The sequence below is a fragment of the Nocardiopsis yanglingensis genome (assembly GCF_045809185.1).
Classification (GTDB): domain Bacteria; phylum Pseudomonadota; class Gammaproteobacteria; order Xanthomonadales; family Xanthomonadaceae; genus Stenotrophomonas; species Stenotrophomonas yanglingensis.
Window position 1 is genome coordinate 1 of sequence record NZ_JBJNRH010000002.1, and the last position, 13136, is coordinate 13136.

Annotated in this window: 11 protein-coding genes; 5 read left to right on the top strand and 6 right to left on the bottom strand. The window is 67.3% G+C overall.

Annotated elements, in window-relative coordinates; translation table 11 throughout:
- Nucleotides 1-234: 234 nt before the first annotated feature.
- Nucleotides 235-1215: an IS110 family transposase gene (locus tag ACJ7C5_RS03230; protein WP_412703037.1), complete on the top strand. Its 981-nt coding sequence runs from the start codon at nt 235-237 to the stop codon at nt 1213-1215.
- Between the two features lie 85 nt (nt 1216-1300).
- On the opposite strand, the gene dapE is transcribed toward ACJ7C5_RS03230, so the two are convergent.
- The 6 genes from dapE to map are packed head-to-tail and all read right to left on the bottom strand — an operon-like array spanning nt 1301 to nt 8257.
- Entirely contained in the window at nt 1301-2428 is a 1128-nt protein-coding gene (gene dapE / locus ACJ7C5_RS03235) for a succinyl-diaminopimelate desuccinylase (protein WP_412703038.1), read from the bottom strand.
- The gene (locus tag ACJ7C5_RS03240; protein WP_094000313.1) at nt 2425-2790 is read right to left on the bottom strand and encodes an arsenate reductase; all 366 of its coding nucleotides are present in this window, start codon (nt 2788-2790) and stop codon (nt 2425-2427) included. The genes dapE and ACJ7C5_RS03240 overlap by 4 nt, the downstream gene beginning before the upstream one ends.
- Nucleotides 2791-2827: 37 nt before the next feature.
- Complete coding sequence (locus tag ACJ7C5_RS03245) at nt 2828-3694, bottom strand: hypothetical protein (RefSeq protein ID WP_412703039.1); 867 nt, start codon at nt 3692-3694, stop codon at nt 2828-2830.
- 2 nt (nt 3695-3696) lie between these two features.
- A complete protein-coding gene (gene dapD / locus ACJ7C5_RS03250) occupies nt 3697-4785 on the bottom strand; it encodes a 2,3,4,5-tetrahydropyridine-2,6-dicarboxylate N-succinyltransferase (protein ID WP_088025427.1) in 1089 nt (362 codons plus the stop codon).
- Nucleotides 4785-7412 carry a [protein-PII] uridylyltransferase gene (locus ACJ7C5_RS03255; protein ID WP_088025426.1) on the bottom strand — a complete coding sequence of 876 codons (2628 nt, stop codon included), beginning with the start codon at nt 7410-7412 and terminating at the stop codon, nt 4785-4787. The genes dapD and ACJ7C5_RS03255 overlap by 1 nt, the downstream gene beginning before the upstream one ends.
- 2 nt (nt 7413-7414) lie before the next feature.
- Nucleotides 7415-8257, bottom strand: coding sequence for a type I methionyl aminopeptidase (gene map, locus ACJ7C5_RS03260; protein ID WP_014036515.1), 843 nt, complete (start codon nt 8255-8257; stop codon nt 7415-7417).
- 172 nt (nt 8258-8429) lie between these two features.
- Here map and ACJ7C5_RS03265 point away from each other — a divergent pair, with 172 nt between their 5' ends.
- The 4 genes from ACJ7C5_RS03265 to ACJ7C5_RS03280 are packed head-to-tail and all read left to right on the top strand — an operon-like array spanning nt 8430 to nt 13129.
- Nucleotides 8430-8960 (top strand): Csu type fimbrial protein, encoded by a 531-nt coding sequence (locus ACJ7C5_RS03265; RefSeq protein ID WP_088025424.1) that lies wholly within the window; start codon nt 8430-8432, stop codon nt 8958-8960.
- A gap of 14 nt (nt 8961-8974) precedes the next feature.
- Entirely contained in the window at nt 8975-9709 is a 735-nt protein-coding gene (locus ACJ7C5_RS03270) for a fimbrial biogenesis chaperone (RefSeq protein ID WP_412703040.1), read from the top strand.
- A gap of 7 nt (nt 9710-9716) precedes the next feature.
- Nucleotides 9717-12095 carry a fimbria/pilus outer membrane usher protein gene (locus ACJ7C5_RS03275; RefSeq protein WP_412703041.1) on the top strand — a complete coding sequence of 793 codons (2379 nt, stop codon included), beginning with the start codon at nt 9717-9719 and terminating at the stop codon, nt 12093-12095.
- A complete protein-coding gene (locus ACJ7C5_RS03280) occupies nt 12092-13129 on the top strand; it encodes a Csu type fimbrial protein (RefSeq protein ID WP_412703042.1) in 1038 nt (345 codons plus the stop codon). Before ACJ7C5_RS03275 ends, ACJ7C5_RS03280 begins: the two co-directional genes overlap by 4 nt.
- Nucleotides 13130-13136: the final 7 nt, after the last annotated feature.

Sequence of the window (13136 nt, forward strand, 5' to 3'; positions counted from 1 at the left end):
AGCCGAGCATGGCTTGTATGTTCCTTCCGGCTCCTACGAGGTATGTAGGAGCCAGGGTGGAGGGACCGTCAACATGATATCTGCGGGTAGCAGCCGACAGACGAGCCGAGCGATCCCCATCCCGCACCTTAACGTCGATAAAGGATCTAGCGGCCTTTGAGGACCGCCGATGTAGGCAAGCCAACGTGGTGCGGTACCACCCCAGCCCTTCAACAATAGCTGGGAGTTGCGCAGATGTCAGATCGTCACGCTGTCGGTATCGATACCGATTCAAGGACCCTGGTGGTGGCGTGCCACGGCACCAAGGGCAGCATCCGAATCGCCAATTCAGCCTCGGCCATCAACAAATGGCTGTCCAGCCTGCCCGCGAAGTCCCGTATTGGCGTTGAGGCAACCAACCGCTACCACGAGCTTGTGGTTCACGCTGCCCAGAAGGCCGATCACGCCGTCTTCGTGCTCAATCCTCGCGATATCAAGCACTACGCCAAGGGCGTGGCCTGCCGCGGCAAGACCGACTCCGGCGATGCCCAGGTCATTGCGCGCTACATCGCCAAAGAGGCCGACAATCTGCACGAGCATGTCGCTCGCTCGCCCGAGCAGGAGCGGCTGCACGTGCTGCTCCAGCAACGTGACAGTCTGGTCCGGAGCAAGGCGAAGTTGAATCTCTCTCTGGGCGCGGGGGCATCGGAGTCCGCCCTCTTTGGGCGCATTTTCAGTAGCCTGAAAGAGGCCATTGCCATGCTGGACCAGCAGATTCAGCAGCTGTGTCGCAGCGGCCAACAGCGCGACCTGTACCGGCGGATCATGACCATCCCCGGGATCGGGCCGACGGTGGCTGCCTTCGTCACCCATCACATCACCCGCTGGCCGCTGGCCAACTCCGACGCTTGGATCGCCTGCACCGGTCTGGATCCGCGACCCAACGAGTCCGGTGCACGGATCGGCCGACGCCGATTGTCCAAACGAGGCAATGCCAGCCTGCGCCAGATCCTCTACATGGCCGCCATGGGCCTGACCCGATCCAAAGGCGGCAAGCCTCTCTACCTCGCCATCCGCGAGCGCGGACACAGCAGCACCGCCAGCTTCAACATCCTGGCCAGAAAGCTGGCCAAGGCCAGAAAGCTGGCCAAGATCGCCTGGGGCGTCTTCAAGAGCGGCAAGGATTTCGATCCCGCCATGCTGAAGGTGGGTCAAACCTGCTTCCAGCAGGCTTGACCGCGAACATAGGATCTCGGCTCTACAGGAAAGCAGTGCCGGCGAAAGGCGTGCCGACCAACGGTCGGCACCCACCGTCGCAGGCTCACGCCAGCAGCCGCTCCACCAGCCGCTGGTACAGCCCCGGCAACGCGTCCAGCTCGTCCACGCACACGTTCTCATCCACCTGGTGGATGCTGGCGTTGACCGGCCCCACTTCGATGCACTGCGCACCCAGCGGTGCGATGAAGCGCGCGTCGGAGGTGCCACCGCCGGTGCTTTCCTCCGGCACACGACCGATGTGTTCGGCCAGCACCGCACGCGCGGTGGCGCGCAGCGTGCCTTCCGGGGTGTAGAACGGCTCGCCGCTGCGATGCCACTTCAGCGTGTACTGCAGGCCATGCTGGTCGAGCAGTGCGACGATCTCCGCCTCCAGCTTCGGCGCGTCCCAGTGCGGGTTGTAGCGGATGTTGAAATCCACCTCCAGCTCACCGGGAATCACGTTGTTGGCGCCCGTGCCGGCATGGATGTTGGAGATCTGCAGGCTGGTCGGCGGGAAACTCTCGTAGCCCTCGTCCCAGCGCCGTGCACTCAGCTCGGCCAGGGCCGGCGCCGCCTGGTGGATCGGGTTGCGTGCCTTCTCCGGATACGCCACATGGCCCTGCACGCCCTGCACCCGCAGCTTGGCCGACAGGCTGCCACGACGCCCCACGCGCAGCAGGTCGCCCAGCGTCGCGGTCGACGACGGTTCGCCGGTGATGCACCAGTCGATGCGCTGGCCGCGCTCGGCGAACAGGCGCGCGACGTGGCGCACGCCATCCATGGCGTCGCCTTCCTCGTCGCTGGTCAGCAGCACCGCCAGCGTACCGGGGTGATCAGGATGCGCGGCGACGAACTGCTCGGCGGCGACCACGAACGCCGCCACGCTGCCCTTCATGTCGGCGGCGCCACGGCCATACAGCACGCCATCGCGGATCTGCGGCGTGAACGGGTCGCTGGTCCAGGCCTCGCGCGGACCCGTCGGCACCACGTCGGTATGGCCCAGCAGTACCAGTACCGGCGCGCCATGCCCGTGGGTCGCCCACAGGTTGTCGACGTCGCCCAGGCGAAGGTGATCGCACTGGAACCCGGCCTGCTTCAGGCGTGCCGCCAGCAGTGCCTGGCAGCCAGCATCATCCGGCGTCACCGAGCGTCGTGCGATCAGTTCGCAGGTCAGGTCGAGGACCGCGCTCATGCGTCACCCACACCGAAGCGGGCCTTGAAGCCGTTGTCACTGAAACCCTGACTGACCGTGCCGTCGGCAGTGACCACCAGCGGACGCTTGATCAGCTGCGGGTACTCGCGCAGCAGCAGCTTCCATTCGGCATCCGAATCAGCGGCCTTGCGGTTGTCCGGCAGCTGCCGCCAGGTGGTGGACGACTTGTTGACCATCGCAGCCAGGCCACCCAGCTGCGCAGCCCACGCCAGCAGTGTTTCCGGGCTGGGTTTGTTGTCGCGGTAGTCGACGAAGGTGTACGGCACGCCGAAGCGGTCCAGCCACTTGGTCGCCTTCTTGCAGGTATCGCAGTTCTTCAAACCGTAGACAGTGGTGCTCATGGCCATCTGTGATGCTGGAAAACAGAGGGCCAGAATCTCACAACAGGCGCTCGGACACGACCCGGAACGGCACCCGCGGCAGCCGGAAGGCCAGCCCCTCGTGCAACGCCACGCCCATCGCCTGCAGGCGCGGGCACTGCAGTTCGTCTTCCAGCTGCAGCGGCTGCAGGCGGTCGATCTCCACCGGCAACGCGATGCGGGTGCTGGCCCAAAGTCCGTCGCAGGTACGGGCAATGGCCTCGTCCTGGCAGGTCAGGAAGCGCAGCAGGGCCTGATGGCCACCGAAGGCCGCCGTCCACGCCGTATTCTCCCAGCCGGCAGCGGCCCGCCACTGCAGGTGCAGCCCAGGCGCACTGCCCTGCCCGCCTTCGATCAGGGTGTGCCCACCGCCATCGGCGCCCACCACATGCTCGAAGCGTGTGGACAGATGCGGCTGCATGGCATCGCTGAAGGCGCGCGCGCCCGCCACGAAGGCCAGCTGGTCCATCACGTTGCGGTCGAACAACACCACCGGTGTCCCGCCCGGATCGTCGTCACGGCGCAGGTACCAGCGCCAGTTGCTCTGCCTTGGGGACGGCAGCAGCGAACGCAGCGGCCCGGCCAGTGCCGGCCCGAAGTGGCCGTGACGGTAGCTGAGGATGGTGTAGGGCGTACGCCCGGCATGGACCACGTAATGATGGCCCGGCGGTGGTGATGGTGCGCGGCGCACGTCGACCCACCAGCTCACGTAGACCACGTCGCGCACATCACTGACCAGCGCCGGCATCGGCCAGCGCCGCGACAGTGCGCGGCGCAGCCGGGTCCAGCGCGGGGCGTGCAGCAGGCGCGGCAGCATCCGCCCGAACAGGGTGTCGGACGGATGCTGGTAGATCGCGGACTGCGCCAGATCTTCCGGCGCAGTCACCTTCAGTCGGCCAGGCCGCGCAGCAGGTCGTTGACGCTGGTCTTGCTGCGGGTCTTGGCATCAACCTGCTTGACGATCACCGCGCAGTACAGCGAATGGGTACCGTCCTTGCTCGGCAGCGAGCCGGACACCACCACGCTGTACGGCGGGATGTAGCCGTAGGTGATTTCGCCGGTGGCACGGTTGTAGATGCGGGTGCTCTGGCTGAGGAACACGCCCATGCCGATCACGCTGTGGTGACCGACGACCACGCCTTCCACCACTTCCGAACGCGCACCAATGAAGCAATGGTCCTCGATGATGGTCGGGCTGGCCTGCAGCGGCTCCAGCACGCCGCCGATGCCGGCGCCGCCGGACAGGTGGCAGTGCTGGCCGATCTGCGCACAGGAACCGACGGTGGCCCAGGTATCGACCATGGTGCCTTCGCCGACGTAGGCGCCGATGTTGGTGAAGCTCGGCATCAGCACCACGTCCTTGCCGAAGTAGGTGCCGCGGCGGGCGATCGCGCCCGGCACCACGCGCACGCCGCCACGGCGGAACTTCGCTTCGTCATAGCCGGCGAAGCGCGATTCGACCTTGTCCCAGAACGGCGCCGGGCGCGCATCGACCACGGCCATGTCGTTGACGCGGAAGTACAGCAGCACCGCCTTCTTCAGCCACTCGTTGACCTTCCAGCCACCGTGGCCGTCCGGTTCGGCAACGCGGAACTCGCCGCTTTCCAGGCCATCGATCACCCGGTTGACCAGCGGCTTGGTCGAGCCTTCCAGCTCGTGCAGGGTCAACGTGGCGCGACGTTCGAAGGCACTTTCGATACCGAACTTCAGTTCTTCCACGCCCGGCGCGGCCGGCTTGCGCAGCGACTTGCGGGCGATGGTTTCGGCGCGTGCGGCTTCGGCACTCTTGGCCGGGGCCTTCTTCGGTGCCGCCACCTTCTTCGCCGGGGCCTTCACCGCTGCGGCTTTCTTCGGCGCGGCAGCCTTCTTCGCGGCCGGCACGGCGGCAGTTTGACCAGCCTTCGGCTGTTGTGGAGCTTTCTTGGCCGCTGCGCTCTTGGCGGTGGCAGCAGTCTTCTTAACAGGCTTGGTGGCCATCAGGCGGGGTCTCCGGCGTTTCGATCAGGGTCCAGGCAGGCCAGCATCGCGTCATGCAGCTGCTGCCGGGCAGGTTCAGTCAGGGGGAGGTCGTGTTCGTCACTGATCACGAAGGTGTCTTCGGCGCGTTCGCCGAACGTGGCAATGCGCGCATCATGCACGCGCAGGCCCTGGTTGCGCAGCACGAACGCCACGTCGGCCAGCAGGCCGGGGCGGTCGGGCGCGACCAGGGCAAAACGGGTCGCGCCGGGCTCATCGCGGAACTCGATGCGCGGGGCGAAGCGGAAGTGCCGCAGCTGTCGTGGCACCACCCGGCGTGACGGCCGCAGGCGCGACAGGTCACCGCTGAGCGCCTCACGCAGCGCCGCCTCAAGGTTGGCACTGCTGCCATCGGCGAAGGTATCGGCCGGGTTCACTTCGAAGGTATCGAAGATGGTATCGGCCGGGCCGTCCAGCACGCGGGCGCGGTGAATGCCGTAGCCCTTGCGGTCCAGCGTCATCACGATCGCGGCGAACAGGCCGTCGCGGTCCGGCGAATGCACGAATACTTCCAGCGCGGGGTCGTCGACACTGATCCGGCGTACCTTCACCAGCGCCTGGCCCTGCTTCACCGGCACCAGCGCGGCGGCCTGCCAGGCCAGCTGCTCCGGGCGCAGACGGATGAAGCCCTCATCAGGCATCACCGCGAACTGGCGGTCGATGGTGGCATCGTCGTAACCCCGTTCGCGCACCAGCGCACGCACGCTGTCGCGCGCCTCGGCCACACGCTCGGCAGCTGGCACCGGATGCTCAAGCCCCTCGCGCAACGCGCGCCGGGTGGCGAAGTACAGGTCGGCCAGCAGGCGGTCCTTCCATGCATTCCACAGCTTGGGGCTGGTGCCTGCGATGTCGGCGCAGGTCAGCAGGTACAGATAGTCGAGGCGGTCGCGGCTGCCGACCAGGGTGGCGAAGCGATGGATCACCACCGGGTCGGCGATGTCCTGCTTCTGCGCGGTCACCGACATGCGCAGGTGCTGTTCGACCAGCCACGCCACCAGTTCGGTGTCGGAGGTGCTCAGCGCATGCGCCTGGCAGAACGCGCGCGCGTCCACCGCACCCAGCTCAGAATGGTCGCCGCCACGGCCCTTGGCGATGTCATGGAACAGGCCGGCCAGCAGCAGCAGTTCCGGCTTGCGCAGGCGCGGCCACACTTCGTGCGCGATCGAAAAGCGCTCGTCGGCACGGCTGCTGGCAAACAGGCCGATGTTGCGCAGGACCATCAGCGTGTGCTGGTCGACGGTGTAGACATGGAACAGGTCGAACTGCATGCGCCCGCTGACCTGGGCAAAAGCGGGAATCCACTGGCCAAGCACGCCCAAGCGCGCCATGCGCGAGAGCGTATCGACCGGTCGCTGGCCGCGCAGCAGCGCCAGGAACTGCTCGCGCGCATCGGCATCGGCTTGGTCGTAGGCCGGCAGCAGCGGCAGCGCTTCGGCCAGCGCGCGCGCGGTCAGCGAATGCAGGCCGCGCACCTGCGGATTGTTGGCCCAGCTGGCAAACAGCGCGAACACCTGACCGATATCACCGCGCGGCCAGTCGGCCTCGTTGGCGGCCAGGTAGCCACGGCGCAGGGAAAAGCCCACGGTCAGCGGTTCCGGCTGGGCCTCGCCATCGAATTGTTCCTCGAAGCGCTGCAACAGGCGGTCGCTGATCCGGCGCACTACCAGCGCGGCGCGGTAGAAGCCCTGCATCATCTTCTCGACACCGAGGTTCTCGGCATCGTCTTCAAAGCCCAGGCGTGCCGCCAGGGTCTTCTGGTAATCAAAACGCAGGCGCTCTTCCGGGCGACGCGCGACCAGATGCAGGCCAAAGCGCAGCCGCGCCAGCACCGCACGCTCGCGCTTCAGTGCTGCCGCTTCGTCTGCGCCCAGATGGCCGAGCCCGACCAGCGCCTCCAGGTCACGCACGCCGAACGCACGCAGTGCCATCCAGCCCAGCGTGTTGAGATCGCGCAGGCCACCGGGGCCATCCTTCAGGTCCGGCTCCAGGTTGTCGGCAGTGTCGCCGAAGCGCTGGTGTCGGTTGCGCAGCTCTTCCAGCTTGGCCAGGAAGAAAGTGCGCGCCGGCCACAGTTCACGATCGTCGACGGCCTCGCGCAGCGCGCGGCGCGCCACATCATCGGCCAGGATCGGGCGCGCCTCGATCAGCGCGGTCAGCACGGTCTGGTCCGCTGCCGCCTCGCGGCACTGCGATGCAGAACGCACCGCATGGCTGACCGCCAGCCCGCAGTCCCACAACAGCGCGAACAGGCGCGCCAGCGCTGCCTCATGGGCCACCTGTGCCGGCGGATCGCCGAACACCAGCAGGTCGATGTCCGAACGCGGGAACAGTTCACCGCGGCCATAGCCACCCACCGCGAACAGCGACAGCCCGCAATCGGCCGGCAGGCAACGCTGCCAGGCCAGGCGGATCAGATGGTCGGCAGCGCGCGCCCGCAGCGCCAGCAGGCGCTCGATGTTGTCGCCCTGGTCGAAGCGGCGGTACAAGCGCGCATCGGCCTGCTGCAGCGCCTGCCGTGCGGCAGACGCCCATTCGGGATCGTCGAGCGAATCGGCCGGCGCGTCCAGCAGTGAACCCGCCGGCAGCATCGTCAGGAGACCTGCGATTCGCCCGGCGACAGGGTCAGCACGTCCACGCCGGTCTCGGTGACCGCGATCATGTGCTCCCACTGTGCCGACAGCTTGCGGTCCTTGGTCACCACGGTCCAGCCATCCGGCAGCACCTTGTTGTAACGGGTGCCCTCGTTGATCATCGGCTCGATGGTGAAGGTCATGCCCGGCTGCAGCACCAGGCCCTGGCCCGGGCGGCCGTAATGCACCACCTGCGGCTCGTCGTGGTAGACCTTGCCGATGCCATGGCCGCAGTACTCGCGCACCACGCTGAAACGCTCGCCTTCGGCATAGCTCTGGATGGCATGACCGATGTCGCCCAGGGTGGCGCCCGGGCGCACCGCGCGGATGCCGCGCCACATCGCTTCGTAGGTGGTTTCCACCAGGCGGCGGGCCATCACCGACGGGGTGCCGACGAAGTACATGCGGCTGGTGTCGCCATGCCAACCGTCCTTGATGACGGTGACGTCGATGTTGATGATGTCGCCATCCTTGAGCACCTTCCCTTCGCTGGGAATGCCATGGCAGATGACGTTGTTGACCGAGGTGCACACGGTCTTGGGGAAGCCGCGGTAGCCGACGTTGGCCGGAATGGCGCCCTGCACGTTCACGATGTGGTCGTGGCAGATGCGGTCCAGTTCCTCGGTGGTGACACCGGGCTTGACGTGGGGGGTGACGATGTCGAGCACTTCGCTGGCCAGGCGGCCGGCGATTCGCATCATCTCGATTTCCTGCGGGGTTTTCAGATTCACGCTCATGGCGCCCATTATCGCCGATCCGGCCGCAATCTGAACGAACGCCACCCAACTGGCGATCCGGGCCATGCACGGTTCCGGCAAGGAAAGTGAAAGCGTGATGGCCTGCGCGCTTTCTTTCGCTGATTTATCACGGATTACAGACACTTACCCGCACAAGCTGAGGCTACCGTCGCCGAAGCGGTGCCGAACGTGCCGCCTTCGCCTTGTTCAACGGACCTTCGGGTCAGGGAGGTTGTCCATGCGATCTGCGCTTCGTTCCCCGCTTGCCTGGGCCCTGGCCGGGGTCCTGCTGTCCAGCCCGGCCCTGGCTGCCGACACCACCACTTTCAACGTCACCCTGGTGGTCACCAAGGCCTGCACCATCACCGCGGCGGCCGCCACCAACGTCGACTTCGGCACCGCCGCCTCGACCACCGCTACCCCCACCCTGGGCCAGGGCACAGTGACCGCACAGTGCTCGGCCCTGACTCCGTACACGATTTCACTGAATGCGGGTGCAAACGCCAGCACCGCCAATGACGTCACCACCCGCCGGATGAAGAACACCAACGCCGCGGTGACCGCCAACAACTTCGTAGGCTACCAGCTGTACCAGGATGCCGCGCACACCCTGGTCTGGGGTTCCACCTCCGGCACCAACACCCAGGCCGGCATCGGCACCGGCCTGGCCGTGCCCTACATCGTCTACGGCCAGATCCTCAACCTGAGCACCAACAACCCGGCCACCGGTAACTACCTGGATACGGTCACCGCCACGATCACCTATTGATGGAGCACGCCCGCATGGCCGGACCCCGCCCGTGGCGCGCCACCGGCGTGGCGCTGCTCGCCCTGTGCCTGCTGGCGACCTCTACGGCAGGTGCCACCAGTCTGCAGGTCGCCCCCACCAGCCTGCAGCTGGAAGCCCGCCAGCGTGCCGGCGAGCTGTGGCTGACCAACAGCGGCACCTCCCCGGTGAAGCTGCAGGTACGCGTCTTCCGCTGGGTGCAGCAGGGCGGCCAGGAGCAACTGCTGCCCACCGATGAACTGATGGCCTCGCCGCCGATGCAGGAGCTGGCCGCCGGCCAGCAGCAGCTGGTGCGGGTGATGCGCCCGACCCGGGAGCCCCCCTCGGCGCAGCAGTATTACCGCCTGATCGTGGACGAGGTACCGGACCTGGCCACCCGTGCCGAGGGCATGCAGTTCGTCCTTCGCTACTCGATCCCGGTGTTCGTACAACCCGCGTCCGGCAAGCTCGCCCCCCAGCTGCAGGCGCGCCTGGTAACGCTGGACGATGGCCGCAACGGCGTCGAGGTGGCCAATTCGGGCAACAGCTACGCACAGATTGCCGATCTCGCACTCGGCAGCGTCAAGCGCCCGCGCATCGTGCACCCCGGTTTGCTGGGCTATGTCCTCCCCGGCCAGGTGATGCGCTGGCCGATCGAGCGCATGGCGATCGACCGCGACAACGACCAGATCACGGCCAAGCTCAATGGCGAGTCGGAACAGACGCCGCTGTCGCCCCCATCGGCTCGCTGAGGCGTTGATGGGCGCGCTGCTTGCTGCCCTGGCTCCTGCGGCGACCGAAGCCGCCGATGTGTCCGGCGCAACGGCCACCGGGGCCGCCGACGTATCAGGCATCTCCGCCGATGCGATCCTGCCGCCCCCCACCCCGCTGACCGCCAACCAGACGCTGTACCTGGACGTGTCGCTCAACAGCACGCCGCGCGGGCTGCTTCCCTTCATCGAGAACCGCGGCCGCCTGCAGGCCAGCCCCGAGGTCCTGCGCCAGCTCGGCTTCAATGCCAGTGGCGATGCACCGGTGTACCTGGACCAGATCAGCGGCGCGGTGGTGCGCTATGACGCCCACCTGCAGACCCTGGCGCTGGACGTGCCGCTGGACCAGCTAACCCTGCCGACCACCGTGCTCAGCCGCCCGCAGACGCGTGCGCCCGCCGGCAGCGCCTCGCCCGGCGTGCTGCTCAACTACGACATCTACGGCAGCCGGGTGGACACGCTCGGCAACCTCAGCCTGAGCTCGGAGCTGCGCCTGTTCGGCATCGGCGACGGCACCTTCGAGAACACCGCGATCAGCCGTCGCTACCAGCAGCCCGGCGACCGTCGCTGGCGCGGCGAAAGCGTACGTCTGGATACGCGCTGGCGCCTGGATTTCCCCGACCAGGCGATGACCCTGGAGGTCGGCGACTTCTACAGCGGCTTCGTCGATTGGACCCGCCCGGTGCGCCTGGGCGGCCTGCAGATCGGCCGCAACTACGGGCTGCAGCCCTATCGCGTCCTGACCCCCACGCCCAGCTTCCTCGGCCAGGCGGTGGTGCCGTCCACGGTCGAGCTGTACGTCGATGGCCTGCGCCAGTACAGCGGCCAGGTGCCGGTCGGCCCGTTCCAGCTGGCCGCGCAGCCGGGCATCAGTGGCACCGGCAGCGCACAGGTGGTGGTCACCGATGCCTTCGGCCGCATGCAGACGCTGGACTTCAGTTTCTACGGTACCCAGCAACTGCTGGCCAAGGGTCTGTCGGACTGGTCGATCGGCGTCGGCCGCCTGCGCGAGGACTTCGGCCAGCGCTCCTTCGCCTACGATGATCGCACTGTGGCCAACGCCAGCTGGCGCGGCGGCATCAGCGACTCGTTCACCGGCGAGGCCCATGCCGAAGGCGGCGGCGGCCTGACCCAGGCCGGCATCGGCGGCTGGTGGCTGCTCGGCGGTGCCGGCGTATTCAACGCAGCCTACGCGCACAGCGATTACCACGGCCTGCAGGGCGGGCAGTGGGCGCTGGGTTACAGCTGGAACAACCGTCGCCTCAACTTCAACCTGCGCAGCGTGCGCAGCCACGGCGACTACCGCGACCTGGGCGCATTGCAGGGCAACCTGCCGCCCAGCATCAGCGAGCAGGCCACGGTCGGCATGGATCTGCTGCGGCTGGGTACGCTCAGCGCCAGCTACCTGCGCCTGCGCTACCCGGATGGCGAGGACAACCGCTACGCCAGCCTGTTCTGGTCGCGCACCTGGAGCCAGCGCTGGTCAGCCTACCTGTCGGTGAACCAGAACCTGGACCAGAGCGACGACCGCAGCATCTATCTGTCGGTGACCGCCAGCCTGGGCAACAACCGCCAGGCCAGTCTGTCCAGCCAGCGCAACGGCGACAGCCAGAGCTGGGTGGCCGACGTGACCCAGCCGGTGCCCGGTGACGGCAGCGCTGGCGGTGTCGGCTGGCGTGCACAGGTACGCCATGGCGAGGACGGCAATGGTGGCCTGGCCGAGGTCGGCATTCTCAATGGCATCGGCCGCTATTCGTTCGGCGCCTCGCGCCAGGGCGGGCTCAACTATGCCTACGGCAGCGCCAGTGGCAGCCTGGTCTGGATGGGCGGGCACGCGTTCGCCACCCGCGAGGTCTCGGACGCGTTCGCGGTGATCAGCACCAACGGTGTCGGCGGCGTGCCGGTGCGGCTGGAAAACCGCCTGATCGGCGTCACCGATGATCGTGGCCTGCTGCTGGTCAGCCCGCTGCTGTCCTGGCAGCGCAACCGGGTCTCGATCGACACCCTGGACCTGCCCGAAGACATGCGTGCCGACCGCATCGAGGACTGGGTGACGCCGCGCCAGCGCGCAGGTGCGCGCGTGACCTTCCAGCTGCGCTCGCGGCCCTCTCTGAGCCTGACCCTGCTGGCGATGGACGGACAGCCGCTGGAAGTGGGCAGCGAAGTACAACTGCCCGATGGCCGCCAGACGACGGTGGGCTATGACGGCCTGCTGTATCTGGAAGACGTCGCCGCCGGCAGCGTGCTGTACATCACCACCAGCCGCGGACAGTGCCGGGTGAAGGTGCCCGATCTGCCCAAGGTGGTGGCAGCCGGCGCGCGGCCGAAGCCGGCACCGCTGCAGTGCATCCCGGAGGTAGCGCCGTGAAGGTGCTGCTGCTCGGCCTGTTGCTGTTGGCCGGCCTGCTGGCGAGCGCACCGGCGGGCGCCACTGCGGTCTGTACGGCCGTCGCCAACCCCACCCTGCCGTTCGGCAACATCAACAGCAATGCCCCCGGCCCCACTACAGCCACGTTGAACATCACGGTCACCTGCACCACCGCCGCGCTCAGCCTGCTGGCCACTACCGGTGTGCGCGTCTGCGTAGGCATCGGTGCCGGCAGTGGCGGCGGTAGTGCCACGACGTCACGGACGATGGCCACCGGCAGTGGCGACACCATGAATTTCCAGTTGTACAACAACGCCAGCTTCGGCCAGGTCACCGGCCTGCTTCCACGCGGCACGCCACCGGCGCAGGAACTGGCCATGTCCTACAACGTACCGCTGCTGACAGGCGGCAGCGGCGCGCAGACCACGCAATTGTTCGCGCAGATCCCGGCCAACCAGGTGCTGGCTTCCGGCGCGTACAGCAGCTCGTTCAATGGTGCCAACGTGGTATTGACCTGGGCCTGGAACGAAGTCCTGCTCGGCACCGCCACCGTGCCGGCCACCTGCAACGGCGGCGCCACCGGTACCAACAGCGCCAGCGCCGCCTTCAGCTTCACCGCCACCGCCAACGTGCTGCCGCAATGCGGCAGCTACGTCACCACCAACATGAACTTCGGCAATGTCACCGGCGGCATTCCGGCCAACATCGACCAGACGGCCACACTGACCCTGACCTGCCTGAAGAACACCGCCTTCCAGGTCGGCCTCAACAACGGCCAGAACAACCCCGCTGCCACCACCACCCGGCGCATGGCCACCACCATCGGCACCGGCACCTACTTCCTCAATTACGAGTTGTACCGGGACTCGGCACGGACCCAGCGCTGGGGCAATACGCTGACCGTTGATACCGCCAGCGGAACCGGCACCGGCAGTGCGCAGCAGCTGACCATCTACGGCCGGGTACCACCGGTGACCGGCCAGCCCGCGGCCGGCACCTACAACGACCTGGTGCAGGTGACAATCACTTACTGACCCGTGT

Coding starts and splice junctions, on each gene's coding strand:
- ACJ7C5_RS03265 (WP_088025424.1), top strand. CDS start 8,430: ATGCGATCTGCGCTTCGTTCCCCGCTTGCCTGGGCCCTGGCCGGGGTC.
- dapD (WP_088025427.1), bottom strand. CDS start 4,785: ATGGCCACCAAGCCTGTTAAGAAGACTGCTGCCACCGCCAAGAGCGCA.
- dapE (WP_412703038.1), bottom strand. CDS start 2,428: ATGAGCGCGGTCCTCGACCTGACCTGCGAACTGATCGCACGACGCTCG.
- ACJ7C5_RS03255 (WP_088025426.1), bottom strand. CDS start 7,412: ATGCTGCCGGCGGGTTCACTGCTGGACGCGCCGGCCGATTCGCTCGAC.
- ACJ7C5_RS03240 (WP_094000313.1), bottom strand. CDS start 2,790: ATGAGCACCACTGTCTACGGTTTGAAGAACTGCGATACCTGCAAGAAG.
- ACJ7C5_RS03270 (WP_412703040.1), top strand. CDS start 8,975: ATGGCCGGACCCCGCCCGTGGCGCGCCACCGGCGTGGCGCTGCTCGCC.
- ACJ7C5_RS03230 (WP_412703037.1), top strand. CDS start 235: ATGTCAGATCGTCACGCTGTCGGTATCGATACCGATTCAAGGACCCTG.
- map (WP_014036515.1), bottom strand. CDS start 8,257: ATGGCCCGGATCGCCAGTTGGGTGGCGTTCGTTCAGATTGCGGCCGGA.
- ACJ7C5_RS03275 (WP_412703041.1), top strand. CDS start 9,717: ATGGGCGCGCTGCTTGCTGCCCTGGCTCCTGCGGCGACCGAAGCCGCC.